Annotated in this window: 22 protein-coding genes; 9 read left to right on the forward strand and 13 right to left on the reverse strand. The window is 42.5% G+C overall.

Annotation, left to right across the window (positions count from 1 at the left end; genetic code table 11):
• Position 1: 1 nt before the first annotated feature.
• Genes JL57_RS09715 through JL57_RS09725 form a run of 3 tightly spaced genes read left to right on the forward strand, consistent with a single transcriptional unit; the run spans position 2 to position 2,570 of the window.
• Entirely contained in the window at positions 2-766 is a 765-nt protein-coding gene (locus JL57_RS09715; protein ID WP_034141855.1) for an ABC transporter permease, read from the forward strand.
• A 36-nt stretch (positions 767-802) separates the two neighbouring features.
• Positions 803-1,801 carry an ABC transporter substrate-binding protein gene (locus tag JL57_RS09720; protein ID WP_034141856.1) on the forward strand — a complete coding sequence of 333 codons (999 nt, stop codon included), beginning with the start codon at positions 803-805 and terminating at the stop codon, positions 1,799-1,801.
• Positions 1,802-1,811: 10 nt separating this feature from the next.
• Positions 1,812-2,570 carry an ABC transporter ATP-binding protein gene (locus JL57_RS09725; RefSeq protein WP_034141857.1) on the forward strand — a complete coding sequence of 253 codons (759 nt, stop codon included), beginning with the start codon at positions 1,812-1,814 and terminating at the stop codon, positions 2,568-2,570.
• A gap of 107 nt (positions 2,571-2,677) precedes the next feature.
• Here the strand turns inward: JL57_RS09725 and JL57_RS09730 are convergent, their stop codons facing one another.
• From JL57_RS09730 to JL57_RS09755, 6 genes are all read right to left on the reverse strand, one after another.
• Entirely contained in the window at positions 2,678-3,172 is a 495-nt protein-coding gene (locus JL57_RS09730) for a DinB family protein (protein WP_034141858.1), read from the reverse strand.
• Between the two features lie 98 nt (positions 3,173-3,270).
• A complete protein-coding gene (locus tag JL57_RS09735; protein WP_045690973.1) occupies positions 3,271-4,056 on the reverse strand; it encodes a VanW family protein in 786 nt (261 codons plus the stop codon).
• A gap of 248 nt (positions 4,057-4,304) precedes the next feature.
• Positions 4,305-5,450, reverse strand: coding sequence for an MFS transporter (locus tag JL57_RS09740; RefSeq protein ID WP_034141859.1), 1,146 nt, complete (start codon positions 5,448-5,450; stop codon positions 4,305-4,307).
• A 282-nt stretch (positions 5,451-5,732) separates the two neighbouring features.
• Positions 5,733-6,047 carry a zinc-ribbon domain containing protein gene (locus JL57_RS34025; protein ID WP_291299909.1) on the reverse strand — a complete coding sequence of 105 codons (315 nt, stop codon included), beginning with the start codon at positions 6,045-6,047 and terminating at the stop codon, positions 5,733-5,735.
• A 286-nt stretch (positions 6,048-6,333) separates the two neighbouring features.
• Positions 6,334-7,329 carry an asparaginase gene (locus tag JL57_RS09750; RefSeq protein WP_034141861.1) on the reverse strand — a complete coding sequence of 332 codons (996 nt, stop codon included), beginning with the start codon at positions 7,327-7,329 and terminating at the stop codon, positions 6,334-6,336.
• 5 nt (positions 7,330-7,334) lie between these two features.
• Complete coding sequence (locus JL57_RS09755; RefSeq protein WP_034141862.1) at positions 7,335-7,826, reverse strand: HD domain-containing protein; 492 nt, start codon at positions 7,824-7,826, stop codon at positions 7,335-7,337.
• Between the two features lie 107 nt (positions 7,827-7,933).
• Here JL57_RS09755 and JL57_RS09760 point away from each other — a divergent pair, with 107 nt between their 5' ends.
• The 3 genes from JL57_RS09760 (at position 7,934) to JL57_RS09770 (ending at position 10,449) form a co-directional block, all read left to right on the forward strand.
• Entirely contained in the window at positions 7,934-8,914 is a 981-nt protein-coding gene (locus JL57_RS09760; RefSeq protein WP_034141863.1) for a glycosyl hydrolase family 18 protein, read from the forward strand.
• Between the two features lie 254 nt (positions 8,915-9,168).
• Positions 9,169-9,444, forward strand: coding sequence for a late competence development ComFB family protein (locus JL57_RS09765; RefSeq protein WP_034141864.1), 276 nt, complete (start codon positions 9,169-9,171; stop codon positions 9,442-9,444).
• Between the two features lie 330 nt (positions 9,445-9,774).
• Positions 9,775-10,449, forward strand: a complete 675-nt coding sequence (locus JL57_RS09770) for a Crp/Fnr family transcriptional regulator (RefSeq protein WP_034141865.1) — start codon at positions 9,775-9,777, stop codon at positions 10,447-10,449.
• Here JL57_RS09770 and JL57_RS09775 read toward each other — a convergent pair.
• Positions 10,446-11,306, reverse strand: coding sequence for a hypothetical protein (locus JL57_RS09775; RefSeq protein WP_291299910.1), 861 nt, complete (start codon positions 11,304-11,306; stop codon positions 10,446-10,448). The two genes, JL57_RS09770 and JL57_RS09775, sit on opposite strands and share 4 nt — an antisense overlap.
• A 139-nt stretch (positions 11,307-11,445) precedes the next feature.
• Here JL57_RS09775 and JL57_RS09780 point away from each other — a divergent pair, with 139 nt between their 5' ends.
• On the forward strand, positions 11,446-13,692 hold the full coding sequence (locus tag JL57_RS09780) for an RNA helicase (protein ID WP_034141866.1): 2,247 nt from the start codon (positions 11,446-11,448) through the stop codon (positions 13,690-13,692).
• A gap of 207 nt (positions 13,693-13,899) precedes the next feature.
• Here the strand turns inward: JL57_RS09780 and rd are convergent, their stop codons facing one another.
• The 5 genes from rd to JL57_RS09805 form a co-directional block, all read right to left on the reverse strand.
• Positions 13,900-14,061: a rubredoxin gene (rd, locus tag JL57_RS09785; RefSeq protein WP_034141867.1), complete on the reverse strand. Its 162-nt coding sequence runs from the start codon at positions 14,059-14,061 to the stop codon at positions 13,900-13,902.
• 171 nt (positions 14,062-14,232) lie between these two features.
• Positions 14,233-14,682 (reverse strand): hypothetical protein, encoded by a 450-nt coding sequence (locus tag JL57_RS09790; protein ID WP_034141868.1) that lies wholly within the window; start codon positions 14,680-14,682, stop codon positions 14,233-14,235.
• 45 nt (positions 14,683-14,727) lie between these two features.
• Positions 14,728-15,420: an HAD family hydrolase gene (locus JL57_RS09795; protein ID WP_034141869.1), complete on the reverse strand. Its 693-nt coding sequence runs from the start codon at positions 15,418-15,420 to the stop codon at positions 14,728-14,730.
• 702 nt (positions 15,421-16,122) lie between these two features.
• On the reverse strand, positions 16,123-18,291 hold the full coding sequence (ldhH, locus tag JL57_RS09800) for an L-lactate dehydrogenase (quinone) large subunit LdhH (RefSeq protein ID WP_034141870.1): 2,169 nt from the start codon (positions 18,289-18,291) through the stop codon (positions 16,123-16,125).
• On the reverse strand, positions 18,292-18,870 hold the full coding sequence (locus JL57_RS09805) for a lactate utilization protein (protein WP_034141871.1): 579 nt from the start codon (positions 18,868-18,870) through the stop codon (positions 18,292-18,294). It lies immediately after the preceding gene.
• Between the two features lie 695 nt (positions 18,871-19,565).
• On the opposite strand from JL57_RS09805, the gene JL57_RS09810 reads away from it, so the two are divergent.
• Positions 19,566-20,345, forward strand: a complete 780-nt coding sequence (locus JL57_RS09810) for a M48 family metallopeptidase (protein ID WP_034141872.1) — start codon at positions 19,566-19,568, stop codon at positions 20,343-20,345.
• Between the two features lie 169 nt (positions 20,346-20,514).
• Positions 20,515-20,679, forward strand: a complete 165-nt coding sequence (locus tag JL57_RS34030; RefSeq protein WP_291299911.1) for a hypothetical protein — start codon at positions 20,515-20,517, stop codon at positions 20,677-20,679.
• A gap of 126 nt (positions 20,680-20,805) precedes the next feature.
• On the opposite strand, the gene JL57_RS09815 is transcribed toward JL57_RS34030, so the two are convergent.
• Positions 20,806-22,413, reverse strand: coding sequence for a prenyltransferase/squalene oxidase repeat-containing protein (locus JL57_RS09815; protein ID WP_034141873.1), 1,608 nt, complete (start codon positions 22,411-22,413; stop codon positions 20,806-20,808).
• Between the last annotated feature and the right edge of the window lie 93 nt (positions 22,414-22,506).

Consider the following 22,506-nt stretch of genomic DNA (forward strand, 5'->3'; position numbering starts at 1 on the left):
AATGGGTTGTCTGAAGTGGAAAGGGATTCCCGCCCTACTGTTCTTTCTCTTTTTTCTAGGGACATGGCAAATGGTAGTTACAATTGCGCAAGTTCCCCTCTGGCTTCTCCCCACCCCCGCTCAAATAGCCAAAGCCTTATGGGAGACTCGCCAACTAATCTGGATGCATACTCTGATTACTTTAGTTGAAACAACAGTTGGCTTTGCACTTGCCGTCGTCTTCAGCCTGATCACAGCAGGCGTGATGGTCCTATCCCCTTGGCTAAAACGCCTACTATATCCGTTTCTAATTATTTCACAGACGGTTCCACTGATAGCCGTTGCACCTCTTTTGATCCTTTGGCTGGGTTATGGACTTCTGCCTAAAATAATGATTGTCATTATCGTGTGTTTTTTCCCGGTTACTATCAGTCTAATCGAAGGACTAGAATTAACTGATGCTGACCTCCTAAATCTATTAAGAAGTATGGGGGCTTCCCGTTGGCAAATGTTTTATATTGTTCGTTGGCCTAACGCTCTTCCTTCCCTTTTTGCCGGCCTGAAAATCGCCGCTACCTATAGTGTCATGGGGGCCGTGATAGCAGAATGGTTGGGTTCCAGCTCGGGATTAGGAGTTTATCTGACGCGCTCTTCACACTCTTTTTTGACAGACCGTGTTTTTGCCGCAATTTTTACAATTACCGCCTTGAGTTTTCTTTATTACGCCCTCATTACCCTCCTTGCACGACTCGCATTACCGTGGATCCATAGCAAAAACCAAAGTTGATTAATAAAAGAAAATAATCATGAGGGAGATAATAGTATGAAAAAGCTGCTTGCTTTATTAATTATTCCTATTCTTATACTGTCAGGGTGCGGGGTCAAGTCTACATCACCCGCGACCTCCGCGACAGAGCCACTTACCTCAGTAACCTTAATGCTGGACTGGACTCCCAATACGAATCACACTGGGCTATTTGTTGCCCAAGAAAAGGGGTATTTCTCAAAGGAGGGTTTAGATGTTGAATTCATCCAGCCTTCTAGCTCTGGAAATGTCGAGCAGCTTGTGGCGGCTGGAAAATCAGATTTTGGAGTGAGCCATCAGGAACAAGTGACTACGGCACGCGCTAATGATGTACCGATTCTCTCGTTAGCTGCAATTTTACAACACAACACTTCAGGATTTGCTTCTCCAACGTCTAAGAATATTAAAAATGCCAAAGACTTCGAAGGGAAGACTTACGGTGGTTGGGGCCTGCCCTCAGAAGACGCTATTCTCAAAGCACTCATGGAAAATGAAAAGGCTGATTTCTCTAAGATTAAGATGGTTAATATTGGAGAAGCGGATCAACTTATTTCTTTAACCAAAGATATTGATTTAACCTGGATCTTTTATGGTTGGACGGGCAAAGAAGCAGAATTACGAAAACAGACTTTAGATATGCTTTGGCTTAAAGACGTTGACCCTGCTCTCGATTTTTATACGCCAGTCTTGATTACTAGCGAGAAAATGACACAATCCCAACCAGCAGTGATTCGTCATTTTATACAAGCAGTTAGTGACGGTTATCAATACGCAATCCAGAATCCGCAGGAAGCTGCCGAGATATTAATCAAGCATGCACCCGAAGCAAATCCTGACTTAATTCGCAGCAGCCAGACATGGCTCAGCCCTCAATATCAGGCCGATGCACCTCAGTGGGGGATTCAGAAATCAGCCGTTTGGGAAGGCTATGCAAAATGGCTTGTCGAACGTGACCTGTTGCAGAAGATGATTGATCCCGCCAAGGCCTTCACGAACGATTTCTTACCTAAATCCTAAGGAGGTCCAGATGGGACTATCTCTTAAAGGTCTTTCCAAAGCATACTCTAACCCTCAGAAGGACCTATCAATGGAGGTCTTACACTCTCTAGACTTAGTAGTTGAGACAGGGGCCTTTGTTTCCTTAATCGGACCTTCTGGATGTGGCAAGAGTACGATATGCAATCTCTTGGCCGGAATTGAGGTTCCTGATGCAGGGGAAATATTATTGGATGGTAAAGCGATTCATGGGACGTTAGGTAACGTTGGTTATATGCCTCAGAAAGATTTACTCCTACCCTGGCGTACTCTACTAGAAAACGTGCTCTTGGGATGCGAGATCCTGCATAAGAATAAACGAAAAGCACAAGTAGAGGCTAAAGAATGGTTAAATCAGTTCGGTCTTTCACCATTTGCAGATCATTACCCACACCAGTTATCCGGTGGCATGCGACAACGTGGTGCTTTACTACGTACGATTCTCTTTGGCAAAAAAACCTTGCTTCTAGACGAGCCCTTTGGAGCTCTGGACGCTTTGACCCGGCAGGAAATGCAACGCTGGCTTTTAAGTATCTGGAATCGGACTCGGCATACCGTTTTATTGATCACTCACGATATTGATGAAGCGATTCTTCTTTCGGACAAAGTCGTTGTTTTAAGTCAACGTCCCGCTCGAATTATCCACGAGTTTAAAATCCCATTCCCCCACCCACGTGATCCAGATGAGCTCTTGCTCTCAAGTCTAGCCTTAGATCTTAAAAGGCAACTATTACACCTTCTCATACCTTAAACACGAACATTAATGTGACAGGCACTTAGTTTGATAAACTAAGTGCCTGTCGTTCGTTTTCCGGAGGCCACAAGGGCTTCCTGATTGAAGCATCTGTGAAGTGGTTTTTACTTTTCCCCTAGATAATAATAAATCAAGTCTAAGGACGGAGGTAGCTTCTTCAATTGCCTGAGCATTGTGATGACTTGCCCTCGATGGAATGATGAATGATTCGTAACGTGTAACATCTGTTTCCACAAGATCAAAGAGTACGGTGTGCCCTTAAGATTTCTAAATTTGAATTCTTGTTTTATATCTTCTTCCTTTAAGGACTCTAAGAAGTAGTTTAACCGCTTCCTAAAATCATCCCATGGATTGATTATAGAGGCGTAAGTTGGGAAATCGTCTGGATTTAAAAGAGTTCGACCTTGTACTCCTTGCCAACGTGATAACCACAATTCTTCCGCTCCTAAAATATGTACCATTGTATCTCTTATCGAAGTAAAACTGCTTGATAATTCTCGAATAAACTCTTCATCTTCTAATTGGCCTACAGCATTTAACAACTTTATATTCGCCCAATCATTATAGTTAAAAAGTTCGATCAACTGGCTCTTGTTCATTTTAAGTTCCATTCCTTTCGCTGTGCTCTAGGCACGAAAATACCTCAAAATCCATTTCATTAGACTTAGATATTGGTACCTCTCACCCGAGGTGGAGACTAAACAGTCTCCTTGTATTCTGGCAGCATGGGTTCGTACATCATAATGGCATGATTCTCTGTGATAAAGTCATCCCCAATTTGCTGATCGTCAAGGTCAAAAACTCTTCGCCTGATTGCATTATGTCGTAGGTAACCACCCCACCATTCTTGAGAAATTAAATGCTTGCTTTCATAGACCTCATATTTTTGAGTTCTCGGTTGTTCGCATCTCCATTCTCCGTGTAATTCCGAGTCACTTATCCAGAGCAACAGTTGAAAGTTATGAGCGGTATCGTTCCTGATTTGCAGGTCTATGTAATTATAAACTACCGTAGCCCCACTTCCAAAGGGTTGGGTACGGTTGGTATCAGGAAATACGTCATGTGTATGCCTCCATCGTTCTGTGATGGTTAAGGGGGTATGGATTGCCATCCAGTAGATAAGATTGGAAAGTTGACACAGACCGCCTCCCACCCCTGGAGAAAACGATCCGTTGATGAGAACCATGCCTTCCTTAAATCCTTTTACTTTTGTCGGTTTGCCCACTAAACGCCAAAGGGAAAAAGTCTCTCCTGGCTTTAGTATAAGACCGTTTATTTTCGCGGTTGCCAGTTTTAGATTGGTTACTTTATTTTGCTGGAGCCACATATCTACATTCCGCAAAGTTCTGTATAAAGGAGTACTATGTGTGGAAAATAGCTGAGGAAGCGGAGTATTCTTGATGACTGTAGCATATCTTATGGACCGATTAAATGCCCACTCAAAATAACGTCGCCCAGTAAAATACACCTTCCCTAAAAACATGCGAAATCTTGAACGACTGACCGGACGCTTAGAGTGAAAAAAGGCCTTTAACTCCAGAACTACCACTCCCTCGCTCTTTTTGTGCTTAAAGAATGTAAAAACGCTTTTTCGCTAGATTCATTAGGAACTCTTCGTCATTAAGAATTAAATCCCTTCTCACAAGATCATATATTTATAAGCTTACAGTATTTACAATCCCCCAAAGCCACAATCAAAAACGAAGGTTGCAAAGTTCAGAACAACTTATATCATTCATTTCTATTTAAGAAACGCAGCACTAGAATGATACCTACCACAGTAAATAAGGCCGATACTCTGTACATCAGTTGTACCTCACCAACTTGAATCAGCCACCCTGCGCCGACTGTCCCGATAATTGCACTGATTCCAAAGCTTACAGCATTATAGGCAGACTGAGCGCTTCCTTGGACATAGGCTGGTAAAAGCGTGTTTAAATACTCGACACCTGCCAGATAAAAGAGAGCAAAACTAAGACACTGAGTAATTTGCAACAAAATAATGATTCGATAGTCCTGAATTTGACTATACCCAATCCAACGAAAAGCGAAAATAACTCCTGCCAAGGCGATGAGTTGCTGAGGACTAAACCGTCTCAGCCAACTACTACCCATACTAAAAACGATCATTTCACTTAAGGCCGCTATCGTCCACCCAAATCCGATCCACCAACGGCTAGCCCCTAACTCCTGGAGATGCCAGCCGAAAAAAACGGAATAGGCATTATACGGTGCCATGAAAAGAAATGTGACCATAAAGAAGATCAGCAGACTTGGAGCTTTGGCATTACTCAGCAAAGAGAAAGGGATAGCGGGTAAGGATGAGCCTGCTTGCATGGTCTTTCGAGGGTTAGGTAACAATTTAGCCCAGAATAAACACCCGATCAGGATCATCCCTTCCACAACCCCAAACCAGGCCAAATCTAGATATGTAAAAATTAGTCCGCCGAGAGCGGCAGTTAGAGCAAAACCAAAAGAACCCCACCGCCGAATTTTTCCATAATCTTTGCGGTCCTCAAGTGTATTCAACACTAAGGCATCCGATAAAGGTGTGATCGGTGAGTTCGTAAAGGCATAAATTGATAATAACACCGCAAATGAAATAAATCCCTTGCCATATGACAGGGAAAAACAGACAAGTGCTGTTAAAGTTAATGCTAGGAGCAGAAATTCTTTGTGTCTTCTATATCGATCTGCCTGTGTTCCCCAGACAGCTTGAGCAAAAATACCGGCGAAGGGCCCTACTGACATTAGGACACCAATTTCAAGACTGTTTAAGTTCGAATGACTTAAAAATAATGGCAAAAAGGGAATATAAATTCCCACAGCTGCAAAATAGAAAATATAATACCCTGCCATCACAGAATTCCGTTTCACGGTAGTCTCTCCTCCTTTCACTTAAGGGTTTTCCAGGTCCTAGAGGGATCACCAAAAAAATGTTGTTAACCTAGAAAATTGTTAAATATTATGTTCGCAACTCGAAATTAATACTCTCTACATAGTATTAATAACTAGGCTTGTGCCAAGGATCGGCTAAGGCCATCCATGGATCAATCGAAACTAGGCACATCTTAAAAGAAAACAGAACGTTATACTTTCTGAAAAGTACAAAAAAGGCTAGGGATAATCCCTAACCTTTTGTACTATTTATACTATCGTTTAGTACCGACGCATTGATTGGAAGCAATCGCGGCAATACACAGGTTTTTCACCTGAAGGTTGAAACGGAACTTCCGTCTCTACTCCACAGCTTGCGCAAACTGCAGGGAACATTTGTCGTTGCGGTCGACTACCATTACTTCCGAATCCGCCGCTACGGCCACCACCTGATTGTTGTTTGCGGGCATGACGACACGCTGGGCACCGAGTTGGATCGTTTTCGAATCCTTTTTCAATGTAGAAATCTTGTTCTCCCGCCGTGAAAATAAATTCTTGACTGCAATCGCGACATGTTAGAGTTCTGTCCTGAGCCATTCTAACTCCTCCTTATTAGGTGTTCCTTGTACGGATTGGATCCTTCAACAAATTATCATCCGTTGCACCAAATAAGGTCAAAGTATGGATTCCAATTTTGATAGGCCCAAGTCTTAACAAGCACAGGGTCAGTATAGCAGAGCAAATGCTTAGAAGCAATCTAATTTTTTTATGAAATTTTAAGTATATAAGCGAATCAGGAAGAATCTTGAAACCCGCTATCAGAAAAAAACCCTCATGTGTGGTCGATAAAGCATTATTAGTTGGGTGGATCAATTTTATCTGATCAAGAAATATCGACAGCCCCATTAGCTAGCATCTGTCTTAGTTCCTTTTTGTCAATCCCCTGACCTAAGGCAATACTTAAAAACAAGCGGACCTTTTCAGTCGACAGATCTGCTGAAAACCAAGCTCCTACTCGTTCTAAATCTGCGCCTCCACCCGGATATCCATAGATCGGGGCTGTACGCCCAAATAAGCAACGCGATGTGATAACGACAGGGATGCCGTTGGTCACAAGTTTAGCTATCTCTGGGATTAACTGAGGGGGTAAGTTTCCGCGTCCGAACGCTTCAATCACCATGGCATCCGTGTTTTGTTGGGCTATCTTCAAAATTTCCGGTGACATACCCGTAAACGCTTTGCAAATTGCTACATTGGCTAAACTCTTCGGAACTCCAAGTTTAAGTGAGGGTTCCGGTTTACGATGCCAAATAACCTGTCCAGTATCAATACTGCCTAACGCTCCAATATCTCCTGAATCAAAAGCATCCACATGACTTGTGTGAAGTTTGCGCACATCCCGTGCAGCATGTATTTCTTCATTCAGAGCAATTACAATGCCACGCTGCAGAGCTCGAGGATCTAGGGCGATACGCATAGCATTATGTAAATTACGAGGACCATCTGAATCACTCTCTGAAGCGTCCCTTTGCGAAGCGGTAAAGATCACAGGCCGTGGGTCTTTAATAGCAACATCCAGGAAATAAGCTGTTTCTTCAAGTGTATCTGTCCCATGGGTAATGATGATCCCTTTTAGTGAAGGATCGAGAAAAAAATGCTGTTCGACCTTATGTGCTAAAGACCTCATGTGTAGGGGTTGAATATTACAACTGGCAACATTGCTAAAATCACAAATTTCCCAATCAGCCTCTTGGGAAAGATCGGGTAGGCTTTCCACAAGCTCGAGACCGCCAACAGCAGGAACCACCTTTCCCGCCTTATTCTTACGCATGGCAATAGTACCACCCGTTGCAATTAGAAGTACTTTTTCCTTTTTCACGGTGCTCACCCTTCATCAAACAACGAAATTCCTAAGTTGTTTAATGCTTTCTTCAATCTCACCATATGATACGGTTTTTGGATGTGTTCTCCATGCCAATGACAATCTAAGAGATCGGCATCCTTGACGAGTTCCTCGAGCGAAGTTCCGATCTGATCCTTTTTAGAATGATTGATGACCGCTTGCACAATCTGCTCTCTAGATTCATCCGAATACTTCCCCTCGGCTAAGAAACGGCGAATTGGATCCTCTCCTTTTGGGGCATGATCCAACTGTTTTCCAGTCTCCCAGCGACCGATGTCATGTAAAGCACAAGCCAAAGCTGCTTGCTCTATGTCTACATTTCGCATTTCCGCCAACATACGACCGATTTGAGCACAGCTTGTCGCATGAGCCTTTTCCCAAGTGATAGGGTAATCACGCTCAATGGTCGCTGCGTCCAAATGATCCAACAAATCGTATATCCTTTGTAAATCCTTGATAAATTCCCAATTCATTGCCGCTCCCCCTATTTACTTATTTTACCATAAAAAAAAGAAAATTAATTCGTATTCTCCTCATATCTTATCCTAAGAGTATTTGCGACATGAGGAGGAGGTCTGTATTGAATTCTAATTGGACACCCACTGCACGACGTCTTATCAACAAACGCTTATGGATCCTCGGGTATTCTTCCGAGGACTACGAAGGTGATTTTCGCGCCCTTGAAACGCTAAGACAACAGGGCCCCCACATTGATGTTTACGCTGACTTTGCCTATCAACTTCAACCAGATGGTCAGTTCATCGGTCAGGTTAATAAGCTAGTGCTTCAAGAAGCTATAGAACAAGGCACTGCGCCCTTTATTCTCTTCCATAATTTTGACGGCAAAATCTTTGATCCCCTTCCCTTGCGTTCAGTTTTATCTTCAACTGCCTCTCAAAGAAATTGTATACGTCATATGATTAATTTACTACCACCAAATGTAGCCGGAGTACATGTGGATTTTGAAGGGGTAGAAGCTCCATACCGTATTCCTTTCCTCACCTTTCTTGAATCTCTAAAAACCACTTTACATGACCGCGGCTTACTCTTATCGATTGCTATCCCTGCAAAACGCTCGGAGTCGGAGGCTCCTGGCTATGACTTTGCTGGGATTGGGCGCTTATGTGATTCAATTACTCTAATGACCTATGACGAACACTACTCGTGCGGTACACCTGGTCCTATCGCAAGTCTTCCTTGGATGACCCAAGCACTTGACTACGCCATCCACTATATACCCAATGAAAAGATATTACTAGGAATTCCAGTCTATGGCTACGATTGGTCCAACGAACCAACGTGTATGGTCCCAATGCGTGAAATTCCCGAGTTAGTCGCCCAAAATAACGCACGAGTTCTTTGGTCTGACCAAGCGGTAGGGCCCTACTTCTTTTATTGGCGAGGACGAACAAGGCATACTGTGTGGCATGAAAATGAACTTTCTGCCAAGGTTCGCCTTGGGTTTGTCAAAAGTTACCGCTTGCGAGGGATAGCCATTTGGCGCCTTGGCTATGAGACAAACCGTTTCTGGCAAGAGGTCTCCAATAAACTCAAACGATAGGCTTGTCCTCACCTGTCTTCGATTCATTGCTGTACGTCAAGTTAAGTGGCAAGCATCGGATATATAATATGAAAAAAACTGATATTGAAGAGAGGGCTGTATCATCAACATCTGGTGATCCAAGCCTTCATTTTTAACTATATGAGACAGTTATTGGGCCTGTCCTCAAACTATCCGTAAAACCCTACTTGTTCTTTAATCAATAAACGCTTATCATTGAATTATCAATAGCTACTAAGGAGATGAGCACATCCATGTATGAGCTTAAAAATCACACAGAAATAGTGGTCCAACAAGCACTACAAGACTACCTTCGAATTAATCAACTTTCATGCTCCTGTGAACGCTGTCAGGCCGATATAATGGCCCATGCTTTGAATCGTTTGCCAGCGCGCTACTATGTTTCTTCACGAGGCGAGATTATGACGCAATGGGAATCCCAGGCGCTTCCAGATCAAGCGCGTATCATGTCAGAAGTGGTCCGTGCCGCGCAGCAAGTCAATGCTACTCCGTCACATCCACTAGACTAACTTATCCTACGCTACAATTTAGACAGCATTTATTACGATGATCACGGCTAATACCGCTACGACAGCTAATGTTATAACCCTAAATGGAGAGTCTATGACCAGTTCTATCCTGACTGGGGTCACTTCAATGTCGATCATACCATTTCCTCCTCGCTCCTTTCTATTGTATGGTCTTTTCTGACCGCTTGTTAAAATGAGGAGGCCAAAAGGTCTCCTCTTTTTTATTCACTGTTTGAATCGACCTCTGTATCAGTTTATTATAGCACGTTTATATCATCCAAAAAAAAGATTTAACTGAGAACTTAAATTCAGAAAGGAGGTCTTTCTTTTATGCTCAACTCTGAAGAACTTCTCCGTTTTTCTCTGTTTTCGTCTTTAAGCCCCAGTGATGTAGCCCCCCTTCTCCCACATTTAATCGAGCGCCGTTATCGTCGGGGGCAACTATTATTTGTAGAAGGTGAGATTGGTTCATCGGTATATTTTGTCCTTTCTGGGCAAGTTAAACTTAGTAAATCAACCCCTGAAGGTGAAGAACAGATTCTTGATTGGTGTGGTCCCTATGATTGTTTCGCCGAGGTTTTGCTTCTCGAAGCCGGTTCCTACCCAGCAACCGCTGAAGTCCTGCAGGATAGCACCTTATTAGTCCTGCATAACGAAGTAATGTCCCATATTCTGGAATCTAATCCTGCTCTTTCACTAGCCCTCATTCGCACCTTAAGCCGACGCTTAAGACTCGCCCAGGAATTCATCCGAATTTTGACGAATCGTTCAACCGCCGGAATTCTAGCTGCCCTTTTCCTTCGCCTAGCACAACCAGCCAACAATCCTGGCCAGCCTATTTTTATAGATGCTTCTCTCACACATCGAGATTTAGCTAACATGATTGGGACTTCTCGTGAATGCGTCAACCGATCCATCAACAGCTGGAAGCGCTCTGGAATTCTAAAACTAGTAGATAATCGATTAGAAATCATAAAACCTCACGAGTTAGCAGACTGGCCTTAATTAAAGACCAGGGCATTGCTACCGCTTGGTTGTTGTTCAAGTTGGTTTATGATTCGCCAACATTCTTCCCAGCTAATATTCGCCTGTCGGCGCCAAAAAACCATGGCAGCACGAGTTTTTTCACACTCTCGTTCATTAAGCATACTTTGGTTTGGCAGTTTACCACCCCAGGCTTTAACCCACTCTTGATAACCTTGGATCAATTCTGCAGATTGGCTCCTTAAATACCGAATCGTGTAAATACTAGTTAACCAATATATATCTTTTTCTTCTCCACCCCTTACATATACTTGCCCATCTAGATCCGCACCGGCTATCAATAATAGTAAGAACAGGAAATGAACGCGCACGGCTTGTCGCAAAGTGTCCGGATTAATTTGCATTAGTTCTGAAAATCGGCCAAGAGGCTTGAGAAAGATCTTAACTGCTGGATCTCGATAAGTACAAATTCCAAATGCCGCTAAAGGAATTGGATAGATGTCATCCAACCCGCTTTCCTGCAATTGACCCACTAACTCTCGCTCGGCTTGAACCAAGCGTTGCTCTCTGATTAAAAGTTGCTCAGTCGTTTCTTTTAAGAAGGATTCCGCTTCTTTAGGACGATCCGGAAGAGCATCAGCCCATTCACGTAACCGGGAGCGTCGTGGCATGAGAATATCAATGATTGACCCCGTCTCTTGATGCAAAACCTTAAATCCTTGGCGCACGCGATCAGGATCGTGATATAATCCCCGCATCAGCGCTTCAGCCGCTGAGGGAATTTCTACAGATTCCTCAAACCGTATAATCACTTCTCCATGTCTTTCCGGGAACTTGAGTCCCATGGCCTTCTCAATCTCTAACCGTATTGAAGACACATCTGATCCCCCCTAGCCTCGTCTCTTGTTTCATCCTATGGATTCAAGGGACCATTCAGACCATAACGGTGCTAAATTTGACCATTATTGATTGCTTTGTTAAAATTAGCAAAATGACATCAGAAACGAGCTGACTACTATGTCTAAGCGCATCTATCACGATTTTGCCCTAGACCCTTTTCAAGAAGAGGCCCTCGATGCAATTGATGCCGGAAAATCCGTCATTGTTGCTGCACCTACCGGCACAGGAAAAACCCTAGTGGCGGATTATCTAATAGAAAAGTCCATGAACGAACACTTAAGAGTGATCTATACGGCACCCATTAAAGCTCTCAGTAATCAGAAATTCAGAGACTTCAAAAAACAATTTGGCGAAGATGCAGTAGGGATCATGACTGGGGATGTTGTTCTTAATCCAACTGCTCCGTTGCTCATTATGACAACAGAGGTCTTTCGCAACCAAGTCATTACCGAAGACCCTGCCCTAGAGTTTGTTTCTCATATAGTCTTTGATGAAATTCACTGGTTAAATGATGAAGAACGAGGCACTGTTTGGGAAGAGTCTATTATTCTTGCACCCCCTAAAATGAAGATTCTGGGTTTGAGTGCCACCATTGCTAATGCCAAACATTTAGTAGATTGGATTGAGTCCATTCGACATGAAGATGTAGCTTTGATCGAAGAACACAATCGGGTGGTCCCCCTAGAATATTATTACTACACCAAGGACACCGGCCTTGTGGATTATGACCAGCTATGGCGTTACTATCGCCGGAAACTCAAAGATCGAATCAATGATGAAAATCCCTTTGGCCCAACGACTCATTTAGACCTCATTCGCACAATCCAGCGTGAACATCTCCCAGCGCTCTTCTTTGTTTTCAGTCGCAAACAATGTGCCTTAAAAGCCATGGAATTAGCCACCATCGGCAATTACTTAAAAGCGACCGAACGTCGAACCGTTGAAGACAAATTTCTTCAAAGCTTCGGTTCAGAAGTAGACTGGTCCTCATCGACAAGGCAACTCAAGCGCTTGTGTTCAAAGGGAATCGCCTATCATCATGCTGGCTTACTCCCCTCCCAAAAAGTTATAGTTGAAGAACTCTTTTTAGAACGCCTCATCAAAGTACTCTACTGCACAGAAACCTTTAGTGTGGGCATAAATTATCCCGTCAAGGCAGTCTGTTTCGATTCATTGAATAAATATGATGGACGAAACTTTCGACCGCTTGCCAATCATGAATTTTTTCAAATGTCCGGTCGGGCGGGACGACGCGGTCTTGATGAAAAAGGCTTCTCCTTTGCCCTAGTCGATTTAGCCTATATGGAAAAAAGTCCACCCCCTAAATTTCAATTAAATCGTCTTGAACCGCTAACCAGTCAATTTAGACTTACCTATAATACTGTTCTCAATCTCACGGCAACCCTAACCCAAGCTCAAATCGAAATCTACTTTCAAAAAAGTTTTGCAGCCTATAGCTATCGCCTGAGTTCTGATTTCCTTCACACTCAGTTAGCGCAAATCCAACAACAGCTCGCTGGAGCGCAACATCTCTGCGAAGAGGTTGGATCATTTCAGTGTCCGCTTAAACACCATCCTAAACGGAAGGAATTAGAGAGACTTAAGAAAACGTTCAAGGCTTTAGGCCCCCGCAAGCAGTCTCGTGTTTACGGACGAGAAATGGCCCGTAAGATTCGCACTTGGGAAAAACTTTTATCCCTTTCTCCTAAGAGTTGCCCCACAGAAAAGCAAGAAAACTGCCATAGTCAAAGTAAATCTTTCCTTACAATTAAACAACAACAACAAGAGCTTCAAAAGGCCTTAGACGCTCTTCCTGAAGAAAATGCCTTTCTTCAGGAATTTGAATACAAAAAAAATCATCTCCGCCAGCTAGGGTATATGCGGGGAGATGAGCTTTTAGCCCGTGGCACTTGTGCCAGTCGAATTTATGTCCAAGAACTCCTGGTAACTGAATTAATTTACTCAGACGTTTTCCCGCAACTTGATGACGACCAACTTAACGCCTTGCTGTCTAGTATTGACTTCGAAGCAAGAAAAAACGATATGTTTCACCGGACGACAGTTTTTGATTCTGAACCTGTCAAAGTTTTCGTAGAATACCTTCAAAGTGTTTGTGGCCAAGACTCAGTAAGATATGACCCTAGAGTCGCAGGAATTACCTATGCTTGGAGCCAAGGCAGTACGTTTGTGGAAGTTCAAGCGTTATGTAACCTAGACGAGGGAGATATTATCAGCGTTTTCCGACGCACCATTGATCTGATGCGCCAAATGCGAGAGGCCGTAAGCGATATTGCCCTACGCAATCGCCTGAAAGTATGCATGGAAAAACTTGATCGAGATGAAGCGGCTATCATGGAACTATAAGACTAATGCGACGAAAAGAGGCGGTACAACGAAGTTTGTACTGCCTCTTTAATCTGTCATCGTAGGGTTAGCCGTCTATATTAAGGGATTAATAACGGTTTATTAATAGTTAGACACCCACTTTTCGAAGTGGGTGTCTAACTATTCTGCTTCGGTGGGAGTAGAATCCCTCACCGAAGTCTCAATGTCAGCTTTAGCAGAACGAGTTTACTCTGAGACTTCAAACATATCTTTACCTACTCCACAAAGTGGACAAACCCAATCTTCTGGGATATCTTCAAAAGCTGTGCCTGGTGCAATTCCAGAATCAGGATCTCCGGCCTCAGGATCATAAATATAACCACATGCTGAACAAACATATTTTTTCATTAAAAACCCTCCCATTTAATTATTGATTCAATGTATGTATTGAATTATTGTAGCATTTTTTTATTACTTTTGCCAATTTGCTTTCATAAAAGTTCTTATTAAGAGCATAGCGCTGCTCTAGTATCTCCATTTAAGACTCCCACATTTATAAGTGGAAATTGGCATATCCATTTATCTTAAGAATCCATTGTCAAAGGAAATCCTGTAATGCTGCAATGCAAAGCCCCGGAAATTCTCTACACAATGGCAAGGTTCGTGATGATCACAAAACCCCACCTCCAGCTTACCGCTCAAATGATGATGCAAAATATGAACATTAATGTATAAATGACTGGCTCGCTCGTTTACTTCCAGATAATATCGTATTGCCAAACAGAAAAGAATAAGCATCACTAAACTCACAAATACTCCAACTCTCGGCAAAAACCAAGGAATAAGCAAAGCAACTAACCCTAAGAAGAAAAGAATAACCGTCCCAATCATCACTTGAAGTTTAGCGAGTCTCCACTCCTTATAGCGGCCAAGAAATTCATAGAATAATTGGGCCATACGGACAGATGGAAACGCTTGGTCTAGCCTTTCACCCGTTTTATACTGTGCGAACTGGCAAAAACTCACCACGCATATCCTTCCTTCCTTTCTTACTCTGATGATCCGATTAACCCTTTACAAACTCCCAAGACTAATGTTTCGGAGGAGATCGTCAAGTTGTCCAAAATAATCCGACTGAACCTCAGAACTTAACGCACCAACAAAAAAGACTTTCATTCCCAGTTCTCGACAGATTAAATCTTCAGGATTTTCGCTAACCAGCAGGCAGCTTTCCGGTTTAACGCGAAGATTCTCGGCGATTTCTCGATAGAACTCGATATGGGGTTTACAATAATGTAAGTTATCCATGGCTGCAATGATTTTAAAATGTTCTGGTACGAGACCCGCCCAGCGGGCCTGTTCCTGCATGGCAGTTAAAGGCATGATCGGATTCGACACAACTCCAGTTAAAAAGCCTTGCTGAATAGCGTACTCTACTACTTTAACTCCAAGAGGGTTAACTTGAACCAAACAGCGCAAAGCAGGAAAATCCGAAGCATAAAACTCATCAAATAATGGTTTAAGTGTCAGAATTGACTGACCCGTGACTTTACAAAAATCATCATAAAAAGTCTGCATATTAGTTTGCCCAGGTTTAGGTTCCTTTTGAGTGACTTCTATCGATTTCAATAATTGTTTGGAAAACTTATCCGGCGAAAGAAGATGCGCAAATCTTGGCGCTAAAATACCAAGGAAATTTTGCATGAACTTGGCATAATCTACATTTGTCAACGTTTTCTCTAAGTCAAAAAGAATGGCTTGGATCACGTTCATGTCCTCCTATTGAGATCTCAAACCCAACGAGCTATCTATTGTTTCCTACTTCCCCTATACTATTCTCTCTTTTCTTCTGAATTCCTTCCAGTTCTGAGAAGCTTACGTTCAACTCAATAATATTCCCATCTTTAGGAACTTAATCCACAATACCTACATCAGATAGGCATCATGCATTTAATCTGCCCCAGAGAAAATAATCCCCAAGGGATTTCCATCTCCCCTGGGGATCTCAAATAGCTCTCAGCTCTCGCAACGGCCCACTCTGTTTTCCAGAGGTGCAATCCCTGAGATTGCCCTCCTTATTGTGCTGCAGACTCATAAGGAGGGCAATGTTCTCTGTGAGGTTTTGGAAACAGGTCCCCATCAAACCATAAAAACGTTCCATTTAGACTCTTAAGAAGTCACGTAGCGATAATTCATTCTTACCTCTTCATCATCCATCAATCTTCTGAATCGCTCTTTTTAAGTCCACTAAATGAAAAATAACGTTATTGGTAGAAAATGGCTAACCTCTTTCTCCTCTCTTGGTAAACAACCTTTCTCCTTCAACGCGATTTCGCTCGCTTTCGTGGCAACACATTGCCATACAATTTGGATAAAAGGCTGTCTGCTCACACTAGTTTTAATTCTAGGTAGCAGACCAAAATACCTTGGTAGAAAAATACATTTTTTACACTAATAATGTTGAACCAACTATTTCTTAGTGTTTTTTTGCAATTTTTTTCGTTTCTCTAAGAGGAGTTCCGCTGTATGAATGACCTTAATGTCAGGATTTTGCTTATCTAAACCCCCAGAGATTTGCATCAAACATCCAGGACAGTCGACCACGACCACATCTGCACCAGTCTCTTCAATATTATTAAGTTTACGCTCTAAGATAGGGCCGGATAGCTCGGGAAACTTTATCGAATAAGACCCTGCGAAACCACAGCAGCGATCGGATTCCTTCATCTCAATCAGTTGCACTCCAGAAGTATCGGTCAGTATTTTGCGAGGTTCGGCAAAAACTCCCATTGAGCGTTTCAGGTGGCAAGAATCATGATAGGTCACTTTTAGCGGTACTCCGTCGCCCCCAGGAGTTAAACCACCCAAATCAGACAATAATTTAGAAAAGTCCAAAGCTTTATGGCTTAGCTCTTCAGCACGAGCTGCTAACCCTGGATCATCATGAAGCAACTCTTTGAAACTCTCCTTCAGCGCATGGGTACAGGTTGGGCAGGCAGAAACCACATAATCAACCTTTTCTGCCTCTAATGCTTCGATATTCATAATCGCACATTTACGCGCATTACTGCGGTCACCCATGTAGGTAGCCGGTGCACCGCAACAGGATTGTCCCTCAGGAAAGACGACTTCATACCCTTTTTCATTCAGGGCAACTATGACTCCTTCTCCGATCTTCGGATAGACAAAATCGATCAGACAACCAGCATAAAGAGCGATTTTTCCTTTCGGATTTTTCACGTCTTGCTTAACCGTTTTGAAGACATCACGGAAGGGGACCTTGGCCACGGCCGGTAAACTCTTCTTCTCGGTAAGGCCCGAGAGAAACATGGGTAAATGACGAATCACAGGTTGCCCTTTAGTGAATGGCTTTTGGGCAACGGATGCCATACGTAACAGGGAATGGAACAATCGGCGATTAGATACTACATCTAGGGCAAATTTTTGAGTGAAGGTCAGTCCCTCTTTTTCACCCATCCGATTTCTCATTTCCAATATCATTTGTGGTATATCTAATTTTCCAGGACAGACTTCCGAACATTTACCACATTGGAGACAAAGATTTTGGGGATTTTGGGCATCTTTTTCAGAATTCAGGAAATTGGTTAAGATCGTTCCGATTCCACCGGTATAAATATGTCCATAAACATGCCCACCCACCAGTTGGAAGGCTGGGCATACATTGAGACAGGATGCACAGCGAATGCACTGGAAGGTCTTTTTAAACTTCTCATCGTTATACATCTTCCGGCGGCCATTGTCCATCAGAATGATATGGAATTCTTTATCTTTAACCGTTCCATCCGGGTAATAGGCAGGAGTCGGGCCTGTTACCATACTCACATAGCTCGTAATCTGCTGACCAGTCGCACTCCTTGGAAGTGCTTGCAGGATATGTGTGGCATCCTCAAATTTAGGCACGAGTTTCTCGATGCCGACTAAATAAACATGGATGGGGGGCAAGGTGGAGGTTAGTCGGCCGTTTCCTTCATTGGTAAGCATGATCAATGTCCCTGTCTCAGCAATAGCCATATTTGCTCCGGAAATTCCCATATCGGCTTCAAGAAAGGATTTACGCAGTTCTTCTCGAGCGGTTTTAACAAGTTCAGCAATAACCGGTTGGTTCAACTTGTGTAAGTGGCCGGAAAAAACATTAGCAACCTCTTCTTTTGTCATATGGATCGCTGGTAAGACCATATGGGAAGGATGTTGACCTGCCAGCTGAACAATCCACTCTCCCAAGTCTGTTTCCTGTACATCGATACCTTCAGACATCAACCTTTTATTCAGTAAAATTTCTTCCGAAACCATTGATTTTGATTTTACAATTTTCTTAACGTCTTGACCTTTGGCTAAGTCAAGAATATATTGTTTAGCATCCTCACCAGTCGACGCACGGAAAACCTTCGCTCCCCGGGCAGTGGCAGATTGTTCAAATTGATCAATCATCTCTTCTAAATGGCTAGCAGCATACGACTTAACTTCCGCAATATTGTCACTAATCGATTGGAAATCATAACCTTCATACGCTTTGGCGCGAGCTATCGTATATGCATCTCCAAAACGTCCTAAAGCCCCACGTAAAACATCATTTCCTAGCGCCTCTGAAATCTTCTTCTTAAATTGTTTATCTGCCAATTAAATCACTTCCTCTACTTGCTCATCGACAAAGACCACTACAAGTTGTTTCGGGCCATGTACCCCTATCGTCAAAACACGTTCAATATCGGAGGTTCTACTAGGGCCAGTGATAAACCCCACAAACCCTGGTATTTGGGGTAGTTGATGAAGTGTTGCCATCGTCTCTTTTAAGGTTGGTATGATCGCCGACGTCGAAACTAGAGCAATGTGAATGGGAACAAGAGTAGAGCACAAGCGCTGATCAACATTGGCATCAGCATCCGCTTGGACTAGTGTACCAAGTTCTGCAATGGCGTAGTTCACCTGCGTAATACCAGCCTGTGCATTAGGGGTGACTTCACGAAAATGATCAGTATGTACCGTAATGCCAGCTTTACGAATCTGTTGTGCAAAATTTCCTTTTTCCAAAATAGAAGCATTTAAAAGTGCGACAGTATTAATCCCTTTTTCTAGCATAACTTTGCAAACCAATTCTCCAGCCTCATTTGCAGTCTTCACACGATAGCATTCTCCAGATACCACTTCTAATTTGACTTTAAACCGTTCATATAATTCAGTCACTGAATCAATTTCCATCTTGTTATTCCTCCTATGATTATTAAGTTAGTCTATAATTGAACCCACATACTCCTTAGCCTTAAAATCACAATATCCTGTTTAAGTGGTCAGGCCATCATACCATTAATAATTCAATTTTAATCTAAATCTGAGCGAATTACAATATCTTTTGCATTAAAATTTTAATATTTTGATTACCTATGATTTTATTATGCGCAACCATTATCCTAGTGATATGAGGAGAATCAATCGAATGAGTAATGCTTGAAAAGTATTGTTAACAGTAATCTCCTATAATTTACACATTGATTTTCGACAAATTATGCGTTAAGGTTTAAATAAGTAAAGTTTAGTAGCAAATTTACTAGACCTTGCGCAAAAGAGGATTTCCGGACGCGGAAATCCTCTCACTATTTTTATATCTGATAATTTACTTAATCTCTAATTTTTAGTTGTAATCAACTATATTTCTTGTAATTAATAATAATTTGATTATAATACATTGGTTAGGGCCACCTATAAAATCTAATTATTAATGAGCATTCCGTTAGGAGTGCTCATTTTATATTCCCTTCGTACTATGAATTCTGCTAATTGTGAAACACCCAACTTCAAGTGGGAATTTCACCCCGACTCTACGCTATGCGCTATGTTAATCTGAACCCGGTTCTATTTACCTTCTCTCTGTCGTAACTATAAATAGGAGGGATGGGATGGGCAAAGTGCAATACGATCCAGAAATTGTTTATGTGCAAAAATTATATTTTTTTTTGTTCTTGGCAACAATTACAATGCTGGCAAGTGTTATTACTGTCTGGCGCTTCGGCCTAAGATATGCTCTTTGGGTTCTGGTCAGCGGGTTATGCATTTCCTATCTAGCCATGCTTCAGAAGAAAGACTTTAACCCTCCAGATAAGAGAATAACCGCACAACGCATGGCTCATGCCATTTCTCAAGACTCCAGCCCCTTGTCGATTGCTCGTTTTGCATGTCAATTATATTACTACTTTCAAGAACCGACTCAAGCAATAACACTTCTAGAAAAGTTCCTTCCCAGCCACGCACCTTTGCTCTGCTCGACACTTGGAGACATCCTTCTTAAAGAAGGAAACACTAAACGCGCGCTTTATGTTTTACGAGAGAACCCCTATGCCTTAGTCGACCCGCTCCTGCTTTCGACACAAGCACGTATTCTTAAACAAATAGGCAAAACCCATGAAGCGGCAAAAATGTTCGAACATAGCTTAAATCTTGCCAAACAAAATGGATTTCCCCAGAGTGGTGCCCATTGGATAACTCAAAAAATGCTTACGATAAGTTATAAAGCCAGTATTCACCATTCTCTTGCAGATTGTTATGTCATTCTAAATAATCTTCCCCAGGCAAAACGACATTATCGAGCTGGCAACCGCCTTCTACTTGATTGTACACTTTGGCGTCATTGCCCGTCAGATTTATTACATTCTGCAAAAAACAACAATGATTCTTATTAGTTCATCAATATTTACCCTTTTAATCCCAACGCTTATTCCCTATTCCAACACCTTTTTTAGAGTCTATTCATTATAATAATGATAAAGGTCACTAATATAATAATGAATAGACATATATTCTTGTAAAATCGAATAAAACTCATCTACGTTTTGAAATGGAGGGTGAAAAATGTTGTCAACTCATGCTGAAGAGATTCTAGGGTTTATCCGTGATTTTGAAGCGTCCTCTCGTGACTATCTCATATCCAAAGGCTTCAGTGAATACGAGATGACCAATGCCTATCTCGACTTACAATGGAATTTCCTCCATACAATTCTTAAACAACGTCAGTAGATTACATAATACTTCATAATCTCTAATATGACCTCTCTAAGTATTCAAAAAATTAAACGCACATCAATTACCCCTTAACCACCTAACGCTTATGTAGGTGATTAAGGGGTTTTTAATAGCATTAAGTCACCTAAAAAACTTTATACCCCCCCTCTTATTAATGTGTTGCACGCGTTGAAACCTCTGTAAAGCTCGAATGGCCGTGAGTACCGTGGATAAAGGTTCTTCATAATTCCAGCCCTTTGCGTAGACCCCTTGGTAAGATGGTTTAAAAGAACCGTTACTGTTCTGGGCTGCGAGAAGGTTTACTATTCCTTTTTCAAAGACTTCCCATGAAACAACGTTCGAATACCGCAATAACCCTGAAATGGCCAAACTTGTTTCGACTACAGAACCCCAACCTCCATTATTAACCTGAGCATTCAAAAGAAATAGTTGTCCTTTGTTCCCTGCTCCCAAGATATTGCGTGCAGTACTCCAGCGTTTCCAACGAAAGCTTAACTTACTGAATAATTCTAAAGCTTGAGCTGTGCTATAAACAGCCCCCTCATACCAAGTGGCTGGAAATGCACCCTGGTCCTCTTGTTGAGTTAAAATCCAATTTAATCCGCGCCAGATTATTTCATCTTGGGATCGCGGACTAGGCCCTAATGCCTCGAGAACATGAATACTCACGTCGACACTAGGAATATAGACTGGAAATTCCGAAGAAATCCGAGGAGGTATTCCTTGAAAGCTGGGAAATGTTCCCCAACTTCCGTCATTATTTTGTAAACAGTTCAACAGAAGAACTCCCAACTGATTTTGTTCTCCTAACGCCTGATGCAAACCAATCAAAGCAACCGAGGTATCATCCAAGTCTGGATGGGTAAATGGGGGAGTACTGCCATAGCTCCCATCCTCATTCTGACCCCTTTTTAACCAATCGATTGCTTTTTTTAACCATAGGATATCTGAAGGCTTTTGAGTTGTCTCAGAAAAGACGCTTAAGGCCCATCCAATAGCCCATATTTTGAGCTGATCAAATGCAGGCCAACCACCACTTGGATACTGTTTTCGAACCAGCCACTGTGCAGCCCTTTGAGACTGTTCTACATGACTGCCTTTGATCACAAGCGCGAGCATAGCCATGCTTGTGGCGATAATATCCTCTGCCCAAGAGCCATCCGACATTTGTGTCTTGAGAAGATATTCAAGGCCTTGTTGAATGCCCTCTTGTGTGTTCGAGTCAAGCAGCGACGCCGCAACAACGACTGGCCGACCATAGAGTGGTAACTTGGCTAAAATCCTCTCTTCGAGAATCGTTGGCAGCAATATTTCCTCAGGGGTAGGTCCCTCGAGGCCAGGAACCACCCTTTGCCCTAACGATAGAATCACATGAGAAAATTGCCGTGCTTTAGCTAAAAGTCTAAATTTCGCCCTCCATCCGCCTTGACTCCCCTGAAGTACCATACCGACAATCTGAGTTATCTCTTCGTCTGGCTTGTCACCTGGATACTTTCCCCAGCCACCTTGATGTTGATGCTGCTTTAACCATTGGGCCCCATTCTGCTGGGGGAGCTCGTACCCTCTCCCGACTGCCAGCAGAGCAAGATCAGCAAGTGCCGTAGCCCCAAGACTGGGGGAAACGCCATGGGCTTCGTCAATACTTTCTGATAAGATCTGTTCTACTCCCTCTGAGACAAAATTCCGTGCTTGGTCGAGACCCTTTTCAACTTCCCAATCTAATTCCATTGAACTCTCTCCGTCTTCATTATTTGCAGGCCATAGTACGGTTTATGTAATAAAGCAAAAAATTGTTCAACAAATTAAATACCGAACCATAAG

The organism is Desulfosporosinus sp. BICA1-9, from assembly GCF_000802135.1.